Annotated in this window: 19 protein-coding genes; 1 reads left to right on the top strand and 18 read right to left on the bottom strand. The window is 48.0% G+C overall.

What is annotated here, in order from left to right; all coding sequences use genetic code 11:
• Window positions 1–275: 275 nt before the first annotated feature.
• The 15 genes from PPRES148_RS05780 to PPRES148_RS11330 all read right to left on the bottom strand — a co-directional run bounded on the left by PPRES148_RS05780 (window position 276) and on the right by PPRES148_RS11330 (window position 14,280).
• Window positions 276–1,118: a PHP domain-containing protein gene (locus PPRES148_RS05780; protein ID WP_149453636.1), complete on the bottom strand. Its 843-nt coding sequence runs from the start codon at window positions 1,116–1,118 to the stop codon at window positions 276–278.
• 113 nt (window positions 1,119–1,231) lie between these two features.
• Complete coding sequence (locus PPRES148_RS05785) at window positions 1,232–1,465, bottom strand: hypothetical protein (RefSeq protein ID WP_149453637.1); 234 nt, start codon at window positions 1,463–1,465, stop codon at window positions 1,232–1,234.
• Window positions 1,466–1,633: 168 nt separating this feature from the next.
• Window positions 1,634–3,232, bottom strand: a complete 1,599-nt coding sequence (locus PPRES148_RS05790; protein WP_149453638.1) for a 3D domain-containing protein — start codon at window positions 3,230–3,232, stop codon at window positions 1,634–1,636.
• A 1,531-nt stretch (window positions 3,233–4,763) separates the two neighbouring features.
• Window positions 4,764–4,982: a DUF378 domain-containing protein gene (locus PPRES148_RS05795; protein WP_149453639.1), complete on the bottom strand. Its 219-nt coding sequence runs from the start codon at window positions 4,980–4,982 to the stop codon at window positions 4,764–4,766.
• Window positions 4,983–5,419: 437 nt separating this feature from the next.
• Complete coding sequence (gene ispG, locus PPRES148_RS05800; RefSeq protein ID WP_149453640.1) at window positions 5,420–6,547, bottom strand: flavodoxin-dependent (E)-4-hydroxy-3-methylbut-2-enyl-diphosphate synthase; 1,128 nt, start codon at window positions 6,545–6,547, stop codon at window positions 5,420–5,422.
• 176 nt (window positions 6,548–6,723) lie between these two features.
• Window positions 6,724–6,903 (bottom strand): hypothetical protein, encoded by a 180-nt coding sequence (locus PPRES148_RS05805; RefSeq protein WP_149453641.1) that lies wholly within the window; start codon window positions 6,901–6,903, stop codon window positions 6,724–6,726.
• Window positions 6,904–8,298: 1,395 nt separating this feature from the next.
• Window positions 8,299–8,859: a shikimate kinase gene (locus tag PPRES148_RS05810; RefSeq protein WP_149453642.1), complete on the bottom strand. Its 561-nt coding sequence runs from the start codon at window positions 8,857–8,859 to the stop codon at window positions 8,299–8,301.
• Window positions 8,786–9,262, bottom strand: a complete 477-nt coding sequence (locus tag PPRES148_RS05815; protein WP_149453643.1) for a hypothetical protein — start codon at window positions 9,260–9,262, stop codon at window positions 8,786–8,788. Before PPRES148_RS05815 ends, PPRES148_RS05810 begins: the two co-directional genes overlap by 74 nt.
• Window positions 9,228–9,797, bottom strand: a complete 570-nt coding sequence (locus PPRES148_RS05820) for a hypothetical protein (RefSeq protein WP_223127976.1) — start codon at window positions 9,795–9,797, stop codon at window positions 9,228–9,230. The genes PPRES148_RS05815 and PPRES148_RS05820 overlap by 35 nt, the downstream gene beginning before the upstream one ends.
• Window positions 9,798–10,080: 283 nt before the next feature.
• Entirely contained in the window at window positions 10,081–10,497 is a 417-nt protein-coding gene (locus PPRES148_RS05830; protein ID WP_149453646.1) for a hypothetical protein, read from the bottom strand.
• 23 nt (window positions 10,498–10,520) lie between these two features.
• Window positions 10,521–10,883: a competence type IV pilus major pilin ComGC gene (locus PPRES148_RS05835; RefSeq protein ID WP_149453647.1), complete on the bottom strand. Its 363-nt coding sequence runs from the start codon at window positions 10,881–10,883 to the stop codon at window positions 10,521–10,523.
• A gap of 21 nt (window positions 10,884–10,904) precedes the next feature.
• Entirely contained in the window at window positions 10,905–11,906 is a 1,002-nt protein-coding gene (locus PPRES148_RS05840) for a type II secretion system F family protein (RefSeq protein ID WP_149453648.1), read from the bottom strand.
• Window positions 11,887–12,975: a GspE/PulE family protein gene (locus tag PPRES148_RS05845; protein ID WP_246142957.1), complete on the bottom strand. Its 1,089-nt coding sequence runs from the start codon at window positions 12,973–12,975 to the stop codon at window positions 11,887–11,889. Before PPRES148_RS05845 ends, PPRES148_RS05840 begins: the two co-directional genes overlap by 20 nt.
• Window positions 12,976–13,306: 331 nt before the next feature.
• Entirely contained in the window at window positions 13,307–14,056 is a 750-nt protein-coding gene (locus tag PPRES148_RS05850) for a TerC family protein (protein WP_223127977.1), read from the bottom strand.
• An 83-nt stretch (window positions 14,057–14,139) separates the two neighbouring features.
• Window positions 14,140–14,280, bottom strand: coding sequence for a hypothetical protein (locus tag PPRES148_RS11330; protein ID WP_187820700.1), 141 nt, complete (start codon window positions 14,278–14,280; stop codon window positions 14,140–14,142).
• 434 nt (window positions 14,281–14,714) lie between these two features.
• Between PPRES148_RS11330 and PPRES148_RS05855 the strand changes: the two genes are divergently transcribed.
• Entirely contained in the window at window positions 14,715–14,912 is a 198-nt protein-coding gene (locus PPRES148_RS05855; RefSeq protein WP_149452698.1) for a hypothetical protein, read from the top strand.
• Here the strand turns inward: PPRES148_RS05855 and PPRES148_RS05860 are convergent.
• The 3 genes from PPRES148_RS05860 to PPRES148_RS05870 form a co-directional block, all read right to left on the bottom strand.
• Window positions 14,909–16,057: an IS256 family transposase gene (locus PPRES148_RS05860; RefSeq protein ID WP_187820701.1), complete on the bottom strand. Its 1,149-nt coding sequence runs from the start codon at window positions 16,055–16,057 to the stop codon at window positions 14,909–14,911. The two genes, PPRES148_RS05855 and PPRES148_RS05860, sit on opposite strands and share 4 nt — an antisense overlap.
• Window positions 16,032–17,153 carry a hypothetical protein gene (locus tag PPRES148_RS05865; protein WP_149453652.1) on the bottom strand — a complete coding sequence of 374 codons (1,122 nt, stop codon included), beginning with the start codon at window positions 17,151–17,153 and terminating at the stop codon, window positions 16,032–16,034. The genes PPRES148_RS05860 and PPRES148_RS05865 overlap by 26 nt, the downstream gene beginning before the upstream one ends.
• Before the next feature lie 924 nt (window positions 17,154–18,077).
• Window positions 18,078–18,830, bottom strand: a complete 753-nt coding sequence (locus tag PPRES148_RS05870) for a hypothetical protein (RefSeq protein ID WP_149453653.1) — start codon at window positions 18,828–18,830, stop codon at window positions 18,078–18,080.
• Window positions 18,831–19,139 lie beyond the last annotated feature (309 nt).

Raw genomic sequence — 19,139 nt, forward strand, 5'->3', positions numbered from 1 at the left:
CCCAGGGAGATCTTGAATGAATATCGGGCCTAGGGATTCAGTCCTAGGAACGAGGGTTGAACCACTTGTTCAGTGGGCCGAATGTTTCGTAATAGGGTCCCGTGTTCATATCCGCCTGGATTGGAATGCCCCCATTGTATCCCCGAGGTATACTAGGGAAATGGGGTTCCCCCCGACAGGGGGGAATATTAATATATAAGGAAAAAATAATCCCCCATACTAATTTCATCCTTTAAACCCATAATCAAGCAAAAGCCACCCGACGATATTCCGGTTCAGGATGAGGAATCCCTGCGATGATACATTCTCTCCCATAACCGTTCCCCCTGGGCCGATGATAAAGCACAAGTCCCAAGTTCTGCATGGTAGGCTTTTCCATCTACAATACCGTGAAAATCGGAACCTGATGTGGGAAACAACCCCCGTTTGGCCGCAATGTCACAACACTCATCACAAATCGCCACGGTATGATCCGGGTGGTGAACCTCTAAACCCCATAGACCCTCTAACCACTCTGCCTGTTGCCAATTCCCCTTATAAATACCCGGATGTGCGAGAACCGCTTTTCCCCCTGCCTTGTGAATCCAATCGATCGCCTGCCGAGGATGGGCCCGTTCCATCCCTACATAGGCCTTTCCCTGCGAGCCCAAATAGCGATCAAAAGCCTCCCTTCTGGTAATCACGACACCCCTCTCGACTAATGCCGCAGCTATATGAGGCCGCCCCATCTGTCCCCCTGGGGGGACCTGTTTGTGGACCTCTTCCCGGGTAATGGATAGGCCCATATTATTCAGAATACTCAATATACAATCATTCCTCCGTTGACGCAAACCACGCTGTTCTGTTAAATGATATTGCAATGATACATCCTTATGATCAATAAAAAGACCAATAATATGAATATCCTCCTTTTTCCAAGACGTACTAATCTCCACACCAGGGATAACCCGGACATCGCACTTTCGCCCCTCCCTCTCCGCCTCTGGGATTCCAGACAGAGTATCATGGTCTGTAATCGCTATACCATCCAGACCCCGGGAAGACGCACGCTGTACTACCTCCGCTGGCTTCAAACACCCATCGGAAGCCTGTGTATGTACATGAAAATCCCAACCCATATTTCCATCCTCCTCATGGAAAAAATATCGAAGAGCGCCCCCATGCCCGAAAGGGGACGCTCTTCACGCATCATCATAACCACAGGGAAAATGGATTTCTATAGAAAAAATTCTCAAATACGCTTACGGATTGCTTTCTTGAGGCGCTTCGCGAAGGTCGACGGCGCCTCATCCACAGAACGGGTCCCGCTGTTCACCCCCAACTCTTCACTTATCTCCTCCATTAACTTTTCCACCGCATCCTTCCTCTGTTGTTGTTGTTGGTTGCCAGAACCCTTCCTCGAACTAGCTGTCATACCCTGTCCATTCCCACAGGTGGACTTGGAACATCCTGGGTCCAGAAACATAGGGGACCGCCTCCTTGCTTCGAGTTGCCACATGCCTAGCTTACCTCATACATCCCCACCCTATACCCCCATGGGTAGAATGAGAGAACAAGCCAAGCCAAGGAGGAAACATGATCACACGCATCACACCCAATCCCAAAACCAACCAAATAGGGCCGGAATAGAGTATTAAACCTTTTGGGTCCCCATTTTTTTAGCATCTTTACCCTTGGAAGCCCTATCACGTCCATCAGAAGAAATAGAATTCTCCCGGGATGCCTGTTGTTGGGACTCTGGTTGCGGTACCGACTGCTGGGATCCTGGTTGTGATGTCGACTGCTGTTGGGATCCTGGTTGTGGCATCGACTGCTGGGATCCTGGTTGTGGCGTCGACTGCTGGGGTCCTGGTTGTGGCGTCGACTGCTGGGGTCCTGGTTGTGGCGTCGACTGCTGGGGTCCTGGTTGTGGCGTCGACTGCTGGGGTCCTGGTTGTGGCGTCGACTGCTGGGATCCTGGTTGCGGCGTCGACTGCTGAGGGGATGCTGATGGATGCTGGGATCCCCCTACAGACAACGACATGGGGGAGGAGGGATCTCTCCCCCCATCCGTCACGTTCGCCGTGTCCGCGTGAAAAAAAGATCCCTGCATCTCCATCACAAGATCCCTGATATCTTCCACGACGGACATTCCCCCCTTATCCCTATGTGCTTTCACACAGGCATCCTTAGAATCAAAGATCCGCACCTTCACATTACGTCGGCCCCATTTTTCGGCCTCTTCCTCACTCATTACAAAAGCATCAATAATATTTCCCTTTACCTTTCCCCCCGTATCAGCCGCCTGCAGGCATCCACCGTTGTACTTGTACGAGGGCATAGAGATCCACTTGCCCATGGGGATCACACTGGGGTCAACGGCTGCCACACCTACATCTACGGGTTTTCCTGAGGCTGTTCGTTTACCCACAGGTTCATGATACGCAGTCACCTCTGCGTTCATGGGTTTCCCGGACTCATGGAAGTAATCCAACAATTTTTCAACGTATGGCACAAGCCAATCCGGACAGTAATCCTCCCAACTTGTGCGCTTATCCTTTTCCCCCACCTTCACCTCGACAACACCTAACACATCCCCTCTATCGAGGGACCTATACAATGTCTGTTGCACAATCTTATCCCTGTTACGAGGATCCAGACCCCTACTTATATCTGCCCGCAAGGGACTCACAGTTATCTCCATACCCCTCTGCAAACCTTCATAGAAACTTCCCGGCAAAGGACGGAACGACATAAAGGCTACACCACTATTTTTCTTCTCCCCCTCTTCGATTTCCTGTACAAAATCATCCAAATACCCAGAAAAGGCATCTTCCCCCAATGGGGACGGTTGTAAATCTGAGGGACTAACAACCACCCCACACCCATAGGATCCCGAAGAGGGTAGGGAACCTTTTCGCATACAAACCTGGTGAGGACCCTTCAAATTCACAAAATCTTTAGTACTGGCCAGGGCTTTCATCACCGTTGTTCCCGATGGAACGGTCTCCACCGTTTTGTGAGTTCCCCGATCACCATCCTGACCTTTCCCCTCGGGGGACTGAATATCCAAGGAAAAGGGGATGAGGTTCCTTCCAACGGATTGAGGGGAAACATCCCTTACCGCTCCAGCATAGATCACCCCGTCCCAAGGAACCACGCAGACAGAGCCAATCCATAGTATCCCCGAAAACAACACAAGCACAGTGTTTTCCCATAGCCAGTAACCTCGCCCCTTCAAAAACCCTCTCATGGAAACCTACCCCCTAGTACGCCAACCGCAGACTACCCATCTCCCTCGAATTCTACGTGTCCAAGCATACGGTGTTCCCTTAAACCTGTCATTTCCGGATCTATCATTTATATGTTTATTAAACAATTTTTAGAAAACATCCAAATCAATTTTAAATAAACAATATGCTATTCTTAATAGTAGCATGGATGGAACTGCATTGTCCACACCGGGAGCAATATAAGAACAGGAATAACATTCCTCCCCGCGCCGTCCCAAACCGTATACTCCATAAAAATACTACCCCCCCTTATAGGGGACAATTCAGGCTACCCACTTCCCCCATATGCGGCGGCAAGCTCACCCATTCCCGTCAACCCCCCCAATACAAGCCCCCGAGGGCCCCCGCTCCTGATATTCAATTACAGCAGGATAACACCTATTGAACGTATCACCCCAGAAACGAATCCCTCGCCATCATGGGAAAACTAACCACAATTTTTACTAAGAACACGCACACCTTGAGATGGGTCCCCTTATCCATATTTTCGAAATTCTTCAACATACCTTCCAAAACAACCCATTTACAACATTCATCCGGTATACTTCTTTCCTATTCCATACTCACCACAGGATAAAAAATATCCCTCCATTCACGAAACCCAGGGGATCAACATGTACCACGGGAGGGGAGGGATATGCTCTACGGGCAAGTGATGAGATAGGATATCCCCCTTGATCGCGTTGCAAAACATTCGCGCACATCGCGTCAGAAACCCTTAGTGAAGCATTGATCCATCCGGAGGTCTGTATATCCCACTCATACAACGATCTCCCCCAACAAACGAACTCGGATCCCTCGTCCTACATCAACAGAGAACGATCATCGTAACGTCCCATGGCTGCCTAAAACAAGAGAAACCGTGTACCAGTAGGGCACCCAGGAAATGGGAGGGGGTTTGTTTCCTCCGTAATCAGCTGGTGGATATCAGGTTACAAAACAAACACCTGGATGCTGCTGGAAAAAATATCCCGATTGTGGGCGATTCAGAGAAGGGCAAGGACTGAATCCTGTCGGGTGGAAACCGGGAAGATCAACAAAAATGAACCCCTAGGGAAAGTAGCGAAAACCGTAGTCCGTATCAAAAAACGACCCAATCCCTTCGGCTTTGGGTCCACTATTTCGACACCCGCCCGTAGAAATATGAAGCGGGATCGATGCCCATTTTTTGTATACTATTCCCATAAATTGAGTAACTCGTTTCTTGCTCCGGTGACAAAAACCCTAGTTCCCCCTAAGGATGTAGATAGTAGGTCACCAGAACCGGTGGAGCATAAACCTATTGGGGGATATCAAGGGTCGTTTCGTCGCCCTTGTTCCACTATAATCCCTACACACTGTTATGGGGGGGACCCATTCCCCAAGATCCAACATCTAAAAAGAAGAATTGACCCGAAAGTTTTATTATTTAAACAATAAATATAATGTAAATAATAAACGTAAAAAGGGGACAACCCCTCGATCGCAGAGAAACAAAAACAAACGCATGGGTCAATCTTCACTGTACATTCGCATACGATTGGGAACCAAATAACCAATTGAATAAACACCGGCGATGCCTATCAATGTATAAAGAATTCGACTGAGTGTCGTTGAAATTCGAACAGAATCGCCACCAAGAATGGTTGAAATAAGGTCCCACTGAAATATACCCACCAACAACCAATTGAGGGCACCAAAAATCACTAACCCAAGTATCATCTTCTTCATGGATAAACGCCCCCTGTTGATTAGGATCGTAAAATCCCATCCCCCAGAGGATAAATTGCACCATTCACCCCCTGCTTATACATGCAGAGGTGGGGCGCATGGAAGATCGCAAAACTCATAAATGACGGCAAACTCTCTATCCGATAGTTCACGCAATAGAACCGTTCATCCACCGTTCATCCTATGGGAAGGAATGAACATGGAAATACGCACGGGAACAACGAAAAACTAGGATCCGTAGGAACAAAACCCAAGGTCCCAGCACATCATAGCAACGATCGCGCAGTTGCCGGTTGTACCCCTCCTGGTTTGCCTACCATATATAAAAAATTCATACCGTAGTATAAAGGAAAATGAAATAAAGGACAATTCCGTTTCCACAACAGCACCATTCCTAACACCCCTGCCCAACAAAAAACGAATAACCTTTGCCTGTTCTATGACACCGCTACGTCTATACGACGAGATTCCCCCTTCCCGTCCTCCTTCCATTTCTTCCTATGATAATTGGCAACCCAAACATCAATCTCCTTCTTCAGTTCAGATAAAAGTTGATCCTCCGGTACCTTACGAACAATTTCCCCCCGGGAAAACAGCAGACCTTCCCCCCGTGCACCCGCTATTCCTATGTCGGCCTCCCGTGCCTCCCCCGGCCCATTGACAGCACAACCCAACACCGCTACCTTAATGGGTGCCTGAACATCACTCAGATACTCCTCGACTTCATTAGCCAGAGTAATGAGGTCAATAGCAATCCGACCACAGGTGGGACAGGCAATGAGTGTGGGTGCATTATCAGCCAAACCAAATGTCTTCAGTAATTCGCGTCCTACCTTTATTTCCTCCACCGGATCCGCCGCTAGGGAAACACGAAGCGTCGACCCTATTCCCTGTGCCAACAGTACACCCAATCCAGCGGCACTCTTGACCGTCCCTGAAAACTGCGTACCTGCTTCTGTAATCCCAAGGTGGAGGGGGTACGGGAACACCTGAGCTGCCTCCCGATAAGCCTCAATGGTTAAGGAAACATCGGACGCCTTCAGGGAAAGAATAATATCCTCAAACCCAAGATCCTCTAGAATGCCTACATGGTACTTAGCACTTTCCACCATACCTGCAGCCGTAGGGTAACCGTATTTTCTGAGAATACCCCTCTCCAACGATCCTGCGTTCACGCCCACCCGAATGGGAATACCACGCTCCTTAGCCAAAGAAACCACGGCTTCCGTCTTTTCCCTACGTCCGATATTCCCAGGATTGATACGGACCTTATCAATCCCATTCTCAATGGCTAAACAAGCTAAACGATAATCAAAGTGGATGTCGGCCACCAAGGGGATCGACACCCGTTCCTTGATTGCTGGAATGGCGTCTGCAGCAGCCTGATTGGGAATAGCCAAACGGACGATTTGACAACCCACTTTCTCAAGACGGTGAATCTCAGCCACCGTTTTCTCCACATCATCCGTCTTCGTGGTACACATACTTTGTAAAACCACACGATCATTACCACCAATGGCTACGTTGCCCACACGGACCTGCCGAGTTTTTTTTCGATTGAACATGAACAGAAATCCCCCTGTTTTATAGAGAAAAGTCGTCCTGTCACCCTACACTTACAACCCAACTCCATAAAGCATATCAGAACCGTTTCAACTTTTCCATAATTCCGGTGGAAAACGGGGGATCCTCCCAACCAGCCCCGAGGGCCCATGGCAACAGCAGGCTGGTTGGGGGGAGTTCATTTGATCATTGTACCATGCCTAAAACGACGAACGAGAGCTAGTAAGCGTAACAAAAGCCCAGGTAAAACGCCAAACCAGCGCTCCCACCAGGTCCCCGGGGATGCCTTCCGTTTACCAGCAGAACGATTTCTAGCGGAATTTTCTGCCAGATACCTCAACCACTCTTGGAATTGCACATTACCACCCCCATTGCCTGTAGTGTATCCAAGGGATTGACAACATAAGCTATGGCTGTGCTTTGATTTGTTATGCACATAAAACCTAAAAAATTGGGGGTTCAAACCCCAGAAACTATCCCCATCCCCTAGGGATGTCCTCTGGGACATCACCAGGAAAGGAGAGGGGCTGTGCCCCCGCCCGATCCAGTTTCCTGGCACTCCCTACCCTCCCGGATGGTTTTTCTCTTTGTGTACTATTCCGAAGGATTGGCTCGGAGTCCTGCTATAGATTAGGACTGGTGCCACCGCGAAAAGGTTACCAACTACCCTCTCCCCTACACAATGGCTCATCCTTGATACTACCTTGGGCGGCTGGATCAAAGGGGCTCTGCAGACGGCCCGATGGCAAGATAGAACGCGCACCGCGAGTTTCTTTTGCCCTTCCTAATTCACCCCCCTGTTTGCTCTCCTATCACCCTTCGCAACAGTATATAGACTGGGGTGGACCGAAACTTCTTGTACTGGTTCCCAAAGTGTTCAATAGTAGTATGTCTATCTTGAAAGACAAAAGGAACTGCTAAATGAAGTTGGATAAAAACGAAAAAGAAATTGAAAAGGAACTGGAAAAGAGACTGGAAAAATCTAAAAAGGAAATGACTGAAGCAGCACAATAAATCCGGGGAGGGAAACTGTTCCTCCCCCTCCATTTTTCTATCTCCCCTGTTCCATAGTTATTCGGTTTGGAAAGCCATCGATCCTCTAGTATCCTTTGAATAGCACAAATAAAATGTTTATTTATGAAATATTATGAAATATTATGAAATATAGTGCTTATCTATTTACTAAGGGGCATTGGATGAAAGAGTAAGTACTATTAAATAACCTTACTATATTTATTGAATTTAATTATAGATCAGAGAGGAAACCAAATCGCAGGAACAAATGTTCTGATCGGGAATTGTCGGATCGTTCCTTTCCACGGTAACACCACAGTATAGATGATAATCCCAAGTCTCCGGTTTATATTTTATTTATACTTACTAATATCTTATTAATAAATATAAACCGGTATGCCATAAAGGTAGGGCAGTATATCCTACATAATTTAAAATGGGAGATTTCAGAAAGATGGAGAATACGTTATAAAATAGGAAGAAATACAGCATGATCCGATACAATAAATGGGAGAGGAAGGGAGATTTACTTTGCAAATAGTTTTTTAAAATTGGTGGAGGACTCATTCACCGCCCCCACTCTTTCCTCAGGGCCCTAGTAGGAGCAAGCAATATGAGGGTAATGGGAAGCCCCACCGACCCATTCTGTAGAACCAAACACAACTTCCATCACTTCTGCACCTAACTTAGCGCATAAGTCATAGAATATTTTAATGGGGAAAAAGAACCATTCGTATCCCTAACCCCGCTGTGAACCACGATAGGATTGCCACCGGGTAACAATGTCACGGGCTACCCTATCCGGAGGAGAACTACCACTATCCACCACATAATCAGCACCGGCGTAACCGGCCATTCTCCGCCAGAAGAGCGCCTCCCTCTCCAACATGGAACCAATCCATAGGGGCCGGTGCTCCCCCCGGCACCGCTCCAACCGCTCACGGGTGGCGGGCCAGGGGAGGCGCAGATGAACAACAAACCCATTCTCAATAATTTTCTTCCGATTCGGGCCGCAAAGCACAACTCCACCGCCCATAGACAAGACGGCCGTAGGACCCTCCAACAATCGATGGACGATCTCCCTCTCCTGACATCGGAAAGCCTGCTCTCCATAACGACGAAAAAACACCTGAATGGAACAACCAAAAGATCGTACTAACAACTGGTCCGTATCAAACCAGGGCAACGATACCAACCGCCTAGCAATTTGCAATGCAACAACACTCTTACCGCTCCCCATGAACCCCATGAGAATTAGATGTCGTTTCTGCTGCGCGGGTGTTCCTTGTTCCCTCGGCACCAGCGTTCATTCCCCCCATGCCCTCTTTTTTTCCAGTACCCGATTGAATTCCCCCATGATCCCCCTCTTGCCTCCGTAGGAGAACACGTTCTACCCCCATTCGTCCCCGTGCCCTCGCGATCCTGTACGAATGGGAAAATTCCAGTTGGACCAGACAACCCAATAACGCCACAATACGTGGGCCCGAATCCCCACCATCATCTGCCCTAGCAAGTACACTCTCCGCTGCATACTGTGCACGCAAACCCTCGATATAAAACCATACTGAACGTTGTGTACTCCAGAGCGTGCTGACAGACAATAGCGAGCCCGTCAGCACGACCCCCAATCCTACCATAACATAGGGTAACAGAAAACCATGTTGTGTATCAGGTAGATGTTGCAGATATCCTCTCCTCCACACCCGGTCTTATCGTCCAAGCCGCCTCCCATGTCACCCCCCCATTCACCGAACGATCCCACCATGTGGCCTGCACCCTTACACCTTTCGGAATCGGTATAAAAGTCCAACTCTTCACAGCATAACTCACAATCCCCCACCCCTCCGGCAACGAACCCGCCACAGAAACACGACGGACCAATTGGCTACCCCGCAAAGTATAAAAAATTAGCCTCTGACGTGATAACCTACAAAGTAGTTCCCCCGACGACCTCACCTCTACCGCCTCACTCTGTTGTATGTCCGACTGCAGGAGGGAAAAACTACCCAATGATCCTAACAGGGACTGACCTTGATCCACACTGCGCAGAATATGCACTGCTGTTGTCTGATAGAGGGAAAATAGAACCGGTACAATGAGGGAGACTATTAAGAGGGCGTAAAGGGCCTCAAGGAAGAGGAATCCCCGTTCGAAACCCATCGATCGAGGGAGAGGGAGAGGGACTGGGATCCTGCTGAAGGATCGATCCACTCCGCCCTTGCCTCGGTACGCCACCACCTCACCCCCATCGGCCCCATACGACGGGAAACATGATAGACCACTGTGGGATGCAAACGACTCGATAAAGAAAAGTGAGAGGAATCGATCCCAACAGGGGCATGACGGCTTTCCTCGAGACAGGCTTGCAACTGTAGGGCAACCTCCAAACGCAATTGCTGCGTCACCAGGTGATGTTGCACCCATACCTGCACCCGCCAACAGGCCAACCAACCCACACCAACCACAATCAAACCCGCCATCACATCCAGAAGCCAAAACCCCTTCTGCCCTATAGGCGCCCTCATACCTCCTCCCAGGCAGGGGAAGTTCGGACCTGGGCAGTAGCTACGGATAGAGTAATGCTGCCCGCATAACGATGATCCACAAAAACCCAAATCCTCCCACCACGCACAGTCCCCTGTCCTGTCCACAAAACACGATGGTTTTCATAATTACTCCGCAATTGATACCGTATGGGCCAGTGGTACCTCCGTAATAACCCCTTGCCCCCCCATAATTCACCTGGGGGTACCAATGCAAGCCATAACGAGCGACGTTTCGCTATCGCCTCTGAATGGGCATTTTGTAAAGCGATAGCCACCTCATGTAGGGCCCGCCGTGCCTCACTCCGCCACAGGATATGATGGGACAACCACCACATCCCGCCCCCAATGATTCCCAATAGCCCTAGGGCTAAAACAACCTCAAAATATACCATCCCCCATGTCCGCCGGTGCCCTTTCAGGGACACACTACACGCTCCTCCGGTTTTACCTTGCCGGCTATCAACCTATAGTCACCCCTTTTGCCAGGACAACGGGGCTTATCCCTTAGATACCCCTGCTGCACCAATACATCGATGGAAGGGGCCTCCTCACCATGTTCCAACAAATAATGCTCTGCCTGCGCAGAAATCAGCTGTCGATTCGCCTGATCCACACGCTGGTGAGCCTTTTCCATTGCTGTTCGAAAATTGGGGATAGCTAGGGCTAGAAGAAGACCCATAATCACCAGCACCACCAACATCTCCAATAACGTAAAACCCGCCTCGCGATGGGGAATTTGCCTCCTATTCGGTACCTCTCCTATGATGATCTTTCCCACCTCAGGTACTTTTTTGACAACTCAAATGGCCTCCATCAGGGCAAGCAATGGCAGGAGCCAAAGAAGCACCAATGCAGCCACACCTATACCTACAACACCCAACAACAAGGGCTCCAACCAACTCAACAATCGTTTCATCTGCTGTTGAAACGCCTTTTCTGTGCTCACCGTCAGATGATCCCATAGGACCTCACAACACCCACCCGCCTCACCCAAGGCAGTCAAACACGCCAGGGCACGCAGAAAAGTTGATTCCCCCTCCCAGGCCACAGCCAACGGTACACCACATTGAACACGAGTCCTGACATCGCGAAGGGAATCCCCCAACTGTGGCCAAGGAGCAGTAGAAGCCGCCAACTCCAGTCCCCGTAACAGTGGAATCCCGGCTCGAAGGGAAGCAGAAAGCTGTTGGGCTACAAAATGGGTTGCAAAGGTTCGTAAACCCAAACGAAGACCCGGTATCCTCAGAATCCACCCCCATCCATAACCACGGCGCAGGAATTGCCATCCTACGTAAAGGGACAAGGGAAGAAACCAACAAAAACCCTGCAAAACCACCAGGAAGTAGATGATGAGATGGATAGAAACAGGGGGATCCATATGCAACAGGGTATAAAGTTCAGAAAATTTTGGGACTAATGTGATCAGGAGAAAGAGAAACACTACAGCCGTCATCACCAAGACCAAACAGGGATAACGACAAGCTTGGCGGAAATGGCGAATGAAACGGGACTGGGCATGGTAGAAAAGAACGCTCTGCCGGAGACCAGCTGTATAATCACCCTGTTCCTCCGAGGCTCGCAACCAAGCAACCATCATCTTCGGTAACCCCCCCTGCCGCCACACCTCCGCTAAGGGAACACCCTGAGCTATTTTTCGGCAGGTATACCTTCCCAACGAGGCAGGCAGGATTTGTTGCTCAACAAGAAGCTCTAACGCTGTAAGCAGGGGCAATCCACTGGAGAGTAATTGTTCCAAACAGGTACTCAGGCGGGCACAGTCCTCAGCGGAGAGGCGCGCCAAGGGAATTCACCACCCGCATTACCTCACGCTCATCGGTAAACCCCTGCTGTTGCTGGGAACGAATGGCCAACGCCAGACTCTTCATCCCCATGGATTGGATATGCTGACGTAAAACGGACACGGATGCACCACGATTGATCTTGGCCCGCAAAACAGGGTCCATAGGTAACATTTCGAAAACTCCCAATCTCCCCCGGTATCCAGAGGAATGGCAAGCAACACAACAGCGGCCACGGCACTGGGAACAGAGGCGCCGTAGGAGACGTTGGGCCATCACACCCTGCAAAGCAGCCGCGACACGATAAGCAGCTACACCCATGTCCAACAGACGTACCACCGCACCTATAGCATCCACGGTATGCAAACTAGTGAGAACCAGATTCCCTGCCAGAGCAGCCCTAATCGCTATATCCGCCGTCTCCTGGTCACGGATCTCACCGATCATCACAGCATCAGGATCATGGCGAAGGATAGCTCGCAAACCAATAGCAAAGGTCAATCCAGATTTTACATGCACCTGCACCTGATTGACACCAGGCAGGAGTTGCTCGATAGGATCCTCTAAGGTAACCAGGTTACGCTCTTCCCCCTGTAGTTGCCGCAACATGGTATATAGCGTCGTCGTTTTCCCCGTTCCTGTGGGGCCAGTAACGATCAACAAACCCCTGCCCTGCGAAAGCCACTGACACAACTGTTTCTCCTGTTCTGTACATAATCCCAAACGGGACAGCGTCCAACCCGAAACATGCAAGGGCAAAATCCGTATAGTGATCCTTTCCCCATTGACTACCGGCAAGCTTGCAATGCGCAAGGAAACCTCCCGGTCCGCCACAGGGAGGGTACAACGTCCGTCCTGTGGTAAACGCCGTTGACCAATGTCCATCTGGCCCATAACCTTCAAACGAGTAATCACGGGAAGGATCCAGGTGGAGGATATATCCTCCCCCCTCCACAAACCCCCATCAACCCGCCAACGAACCCTTCCCCCCACGGATAAGGATTCAATGTGCAAATCACTAGCCCCCCGTTGTACAGCATCAGCGAGCAAACGATTCACCCAACCTACCACGTTCAAATGGGTCTATCCCCCCCGGGGGCCGCCCGAAAAGCTCCCCTCAAATCCTTCCAATTCGACGCCTATCATAAGGATCCCTGCTATCCCCTTGGACTGATCCAAAACAGGGGGCGAGCGGGGACTTACAAACCCCGAAAAATCCATCCTAAAAAAATTCAGCCACGGGGATGGGGTAAAATACCTGGGGGATTACCATAACACACCGAATCCCCAATCCATCATCATTGGGAATGAGCCCACGCAAAACGACATCCCAGCCCCCATTTCGGAGGGTACCTAGTTTGTGAAATACGTTCAGTAAAGAATTTCTTCAGAGTAGCCTAGCCTATGAAGCAGATTCCCTTCCTGCCTTCCGTTTTTGTTGCTGGAGTGCATATCGCCTTTTACACCAAAGATTGATACCATATCCTGCCGCCAACGTAAAAATAATGGCCATGGGATATAAAACAACATAGAGAAACCATGACCCTAAGGATTGCAGAAAACGATCCACAGAGGGCTCCCCTTTTATAAGATTAACGGCAAGAACAGCTAGAAGGGCGGAACCAACATAGTTAAGCCATGGAAAACGGTTAACCCAACGTGATACCAATTGGCTACCCCAAACCATAATGGGAATGCTGACGATCAGGGCAATCAAAATGATCATCCAACAGCCATTAGCCGAGGCCGCTACTGCAAGAACGTTATCGAGACTCATGACGACATCAGCCGTCAAAATCGTCCCAACAGCTGCTCCCATCCCCTGACTCTGTTTCCTATCCTCACTCAGGGAATTAACGTCGTCCTTGTGATTCTCCACTAACAACTTGATTCCGATGAGAATCAACAATAATCCCCCAGCCAGACGAAGCCAGGGTAGATCCAACAATTCCATAGCCAACAAGGACAGAACTGTTCTCAACACGATGGCTAGGGCAACCCCCCACATAATAACGCGACGTCTCTTCTGTTGAGGCAACTTTCTAGCAGCCATGCCAATGACAAGCGCATTGTCACCCGCCAGTAAGAGATCAAAAAAAACAGCGTTGACGAGCCCAAAGAAAAAACTACTATCATCGTATCCGAAAGACATACCCCACCTCGTTCCCTTTTCCAGAAAAAACAGGTCCATCAAAGTGAATTAGCATGGACCTATGCAGTCCCCATCCCCAAAGTTTAGCATAAACCATTGGGAATCAACCATACCCCTGCTTCCCACATCAGCAATCCATACTTCTGGCTTCCTACCCGCGCACTCCCCAAGGGACAAACCATTACGAACCCACCCTGTAGGATGTGCGGTATTGTACACTTCATCCAAAAAGGACCCCCACTAGAGACCATCTCAACTTTTTTGTACGACACTTCCCGAACGCTAACTCTTCTCAGGAACAGGGCCCCTATTTGTTTGCGAAATGCGGAAAACATGAGGCAGTATCCCGGTGGAGGTGCAAATTCCTAAACGGGGTTTTCAGGGGGGATTTCCCTCATCTTTGGAACTTCTTTTACGAGATCCATATGGGACCGTGCAGTTTCTTGTGGGGAATGCCCTATCTATGAATCTAGTCTCACCTTTTCGTAAAGCAATTGATTAACATAATAACATTTTGTTATGACACTGTTCCTGTTTTGATATCCCAGGGGTATTTATCTTATATTTATAAGGTGTTTCCTTTAATCACTAATTTATTGTAAATTCAGAAAATGATGGGCTGGACAGACCGTTGCGAGATTTAGGGGTATAATGGATATTGAGATGGGCGGCGGATACCCAGTCTGATGCTGGAAGGATTGTACCACATAGGTTACCCCCAGAACTAGGCGGTGGGATTCTTGAGAAGGAATATGGTACCTCCGTTCCGTGGAAGAACTCGTCGGATGGAGGGAGTTTCCCGGGGAAAAACCGTCGTGGCGCCTTAGACGGATTTTCCCCAAAAGGTGCTAGCTAGAAATCAAGGGTATGGACATCGTCCATACAACCCCGCCCTTGTTCCGTGCATAAGAGGGGATGAAAGTCATAAGCCGTGGTGGGGAGAGGTTCTCCGTTCGAAATTTCGGACTCGTAGTCAGCAGGGATCGAAAGAAGATCCTCGACAGGCAATGGGTTGGGGTTTTCTTTTTGTTTCCCCACCCAATAGAAAGCGGTAAGCATCAATTCCTTCATCGCTACCTCAAGACTAACGAATCCACCTTTTTTGCTATTCGTTCTCTCACGAAACAGAGCATTCAGCGATTCCGTGTAGTTCGTGGATAGTATATAGGGCAGAAGTATGGGGTTTTGAGTTATGGATGCCGCTTGCAAACTCAAGGAGATTTTTTTAGGACTGAGCCTTTCCCATGCTTCGCATGTCGCCTTATTTCCAAACCGATACTTCCCTGCACACTCGGACCACCGTTCTAGTGCCTGTCCCATATCCCCAGACCGTAAGACGTAAGAAGCGTCCTTAGCCATTTCCTTCTTCATACTTTTAGGGGCTGCATTCATGATGTTACGAATCGCGTGAACGTAACATCGTTGGTGAACCGTATGGTGAGGAAAATGCTTGCGTACAACTAAGGGAAAAGCCCTATGCCCATCTGTGGTGACAATACGTATGTCGTTGACATTCAAGCCCCGTTCCTTTAGTTTCCCTATGTGCTGATCATAGGATTCCACATTCTCATCAGGCGAGGGGGTGATCCCTACTATGTCCCGCCTCCCCTCCGCCGTGATACCCGTGCTGACTGCGATCGCCTTCGAAACATAACGACCCTCCTCCCGAATGGGAACAAAGAGAGTATCCATGCCTATGGCTGTATATACTGTCGTGCTCAGATCCCTTTCGAAATATTGTATAGCATCGTTGTAATAAGGTTGCAACCACTGCGAAAGCGTTTCCGGGGGCGTCCGAAGGTTGAATCTTTCCTCCAGTAGTTTACTACTATTTCGCAAGGAGAGGCCCGGAAGATAAAGACGATAAATGAAATCTTTGAGGGTATTCTTTGCACTCTGATAACGTGGTAACGAGTACGGTGAAAATTCCCATCTTGTCCTAGGAACCTCTAGATCTAGTTCCCCAAACAGTGTGCTATATCCCGCGATGATAGACCCCATTCCCCTCATCCTGGGGATATTTCAGACAATGGAGGGTTCGATCTACACGCATGCGTAAGTTACATAGGTCCTCAACAATGGGTTTCCAATTCTTTGGGTCGGTTAGGGAGTCTATCTCTGGGATCCATGCGTTTTTCAACAGTCCAATCAGCGCCCGCACCAAAATACTACCACCGTCGTGATGGAACATGAGGCTAGTAATATCGTCCAGGGGAAGGAAATCCTTCGTTTTTTCCTTGTGGTTCGATGGACAACACAGCGATAACAGTTTCCCAATCAGACGCCTAGATTCCTCCCACTCCTTGGGACCCCATAAGGTAATCCCCTCCTTGAGACCATCGAGGAAACGTTGAGCACGTAAGAATCGATCCCGAACTTTTGGATCGTGCAACTGATGATATCCATCCCTTTCGGATCGTGCATTTCTCGGACCCTTATCTTTTCTGTCATGCAAAGTTACGGAGGGGGAACCATCGATCAGTGGATTGGGTTCCGTTTCCTGGGAGGCAGGGGACGGATTCGTACTACGGAATTTCCCAACCTCATCGGCTACCGCAACCCATTTTGTGTTCTTATTCCCTGCTTCCATTGCCGTTGTTTTGTTGGCTAGGGCCATTTTCTCGTTTGCCGTTGCCATTGTCTTGTTGGCTAGGGCCATTTTCTCGTCTGCCATTGCCATTGTCTTGTTGGCTAGGGCCATTTTCTCGTCTGCCATTGCTATTGTCTTGTTGGCTAGGGCCATTTTCTCGTCTGCCATTGCCATTGTCTTATTAGCCAGGGCCATATTCTCGTTTGCCACTGCTGTTGTTCGGTTGGCTAGGGCCATATTCTCGTTCGCTATTGCCGTTGTCCGGTTGGCTGAGGCCAGATTTCTGTCCACCATGGCCATTATGGTCTTATCGGTTAAAATCAATTTCTGATCTATTAAGACATTATGGCTATGACAGAAGGGACACGGACTTTTCTGTGTTTTTCCATAATACGGGAGGTCGATGGACAGGTTGCCTATCCTCATCGAACTTCTATCTATCCATGATTCTTCTTTCTGGATATTGATTTTTCCTGATAATGTTGTATCATGGATGTGGGTGCTCATGTTTTCCCTCCTCTGGGTTTATTGTCTTTGTGCTGATCAATATTCTACCAGAAGTAGGGGGCATGGGTCATCCCCTTTTTACATAATAATGCTTCATTCCTTTTCACTGTAGATAGCGCGATCGTGCCCTATTTGTTGATCGGATCGCTTTGTCTATGGCAATGGAACAAGGTTCCATCCTATCCGTAATGTTGTTAACATTACGGATTTTTTGTTGTTTTTGTACGTACCATAAACAGAATGGATCTTACTACAACACAATGTTCGTCTTCCGCGCAAGGACCTAGTAAAAATTTTATAAAAATTCATATGAAATAAGATAAATACCCCTGGGATACCAAAACAGGAACAGTGTCATAACAAAATGTTATTATGTTACTCAATTGCTTTACGAAAAGGTGAGACTAGATTCATAGATAGGGCATTCCCCACAAGAAATTGCACGGTCCCAATACTCAAACAGACTACTTCTATACTCATTAACAATATAAACATCTCCCAAACACATCATTTAACCTACAAAAATATTCTAATAAGTTTGATATCTTTTTTCGCGGTAGCACCAATTAATATAAAGATTTTAACTGTCAAAATGTATATTGAAAATTTAATTCAAAGTTAGATTCAGAATTTAAACATCAACCAAACTTTCATCCCGATCCCCCTAGATATAAATATAGTAAAGTTACAGATAATTGTCAAAAAATTTTTTATTTTTTTGTCCAGCTGGGCTATCTATGGGCTTGAGGGTAGAACCCCTCTCCATGATTTTAGAAAATTATGGAAGATGGTATTTTAGTTCCTCCCATACGCTCACTGGGAACCCCTCCTTCTTCACTCTTGAGGGGGGGGACCCGCCACCCCTACCCCTCTATGGAAATGCCCTACAGGAAATTACATGGTCCCGAAGGATTGAATATTTACTCAGACATTTGTTGAATATTTTGCGATGATCCATAGTAGAAATGTAAAAAAATAAGAAAGATAAAATCTCCTTTCAGTTATCGTTTTTATAGCAGGGTTTACTTCGATTTCATCATAAAATCCAAAATATACCTCCCATCTTTCCCTATTTATGGGTGAGCCTACCGTCGGAAGAAAATGAGCCAGGGTGGACCGACCCAATAACCTACGGAGTAACGGGTCCAATAATAGGCCGTAAATGAGCAGGAAACATAAAGTAATAAGGAACCATAGACAACGGAAAAAGTTATAATGCAAACCAATCCATGAATTTCGTTTACCCAAAAACACATGGAAGAGGGAGGGAAAAAAAAGTAGCCAACACCACAAATAGAAAAGGAATAGGAGACAACCCCGTACTTCCTCAGAGAGAAGATGTCCCCAAAGGTTGCTATCCCCGTGTAGGAACATAAGATAAGTGACAAGGGATAGTACCAGTTCCCCATCTTGGGGATCATTATCGGGAATTCTCGACATCAATTCCTCGCACCAAATCTTTTCCCTTTGTATTTGCCACCAAAGGGCGATGATCCATCCGGTGAGTCCGATGGTCAACAAATATACGGAGGGTAGAGCCACTCCAAAGAGTACTATGGAAAATATAAACATTGTGAATCCTATCCACAGAAGTATGTACCAGCGCCATCGAGAAATACCCTTCCGCTGAGCTAGTTGCAAATATTGTTTTCTCTGTGTACGTAGTTCAGCGAACAAGGTACCTGTATCATGCCAATGTTTTTTGAAATCCCTTGGCCCAAGGAGGAAGAAGCGGAATATAAATATTAATAAAACAAATATTAAACTATCTATTATAAACGTTACTGGGTAATTTAATGGCAATTTTATATACCATATCGACGTATTCAGGAAATTATTTACGTAATTTGAATGTATATAGTATAGACTAATGTGTAACGACATAACAAGGTGAAAGAGGAGGAGAAGAATCAATAACGCTGCAGCATGCACAGTAGCGGATGACTTTTTTTCTATGCAACTTTTTTTCATGCTAAATATTTTATT

The sequence above is a fragment of the Pasteuria penetrans genome, from assembly GCF_900538055.1.
In the GTDB taxonomy this organism is placed as follows: domain Bacteria; phylum Bacillota; class Bacilli; order Thermoactinomycetales; family Thermoactinomycetaceae; genus Pasteuria; species Pasteuria penetrans.

Bases quoted from the DNA above. Each gene is read 5' to 3' on its own strand.
- PPRES148_RS05780 (WP_149453636.1), bottom strand. From the start codon at position 1,118: ATGGGTTGGGATTTTCATGTACATACACAGGCTTCCGATGGGTGTTTG.
- PPRES148_RS05785 (WP_149453637.1), bottom strand. From the start codon at position 1,465: ATGTTTCTGGACCCAGGATGTTCCAAGTCCACCTGTGGGAATGGACAG.
- PPRES148_RS05790 (WP_149453638.1), bottom strand. From the start codon at position 3,232: ATGAGAGGGTTTTTGAAGGGGCGAGGTTACTGGCTATGGGAAAACACT.
- PPRES148_RS05795 (WP_149453639.1), bottom strand. From the start codon at position 4,982: ATGAAGAAGATGATACTTGGGTTAGTGATTTTTGGTGCCCTCAATTGG.
- ispG (WP_149453640.1), bottom strand. From the start codon at position 6,547: ATGTTCAATCGAAAAAAAACTCGGCAGGTCCGTGTGGGCAACGTAGCC.
- PPRES148_RS05830 (WP_149453646.1), bottom strand. From the start codon at position 10,497: ATGGTATATTTTGAGGTTGTTTTAGCCCTAGGGCTATTGGGAATCATT.
- PPRES148_RS05850 (WP_223127977.1), bottom strand. From the start codon at position 14,056: ATGTCTTTCGGATACGATGATAGTAGTTTTTTCTTTGGGCTCGTCAAC.
- PPRES148_RS11330 (WP_187820700.1), bottom strand. From the start codon at position 14,280: ATGAAGTGTACAATACCGCACATCCTACAGGGTGGGTTCGTAATGGTT.
- PPRES148_RS05860 (WP_187820701.1), bottom strand. From the start codon at position 16,057: ATGGGGTCTATCATCGCGGGATATAGCACACTGTTTGGGGAACTAGAT.
- PPRES148_RS05865 (WP_149453652.1), bottom strand. From the start codon at position 17,153: ATGAGCACCCACATCCATGATACAACATTATCAGGAAAAATCAATATC.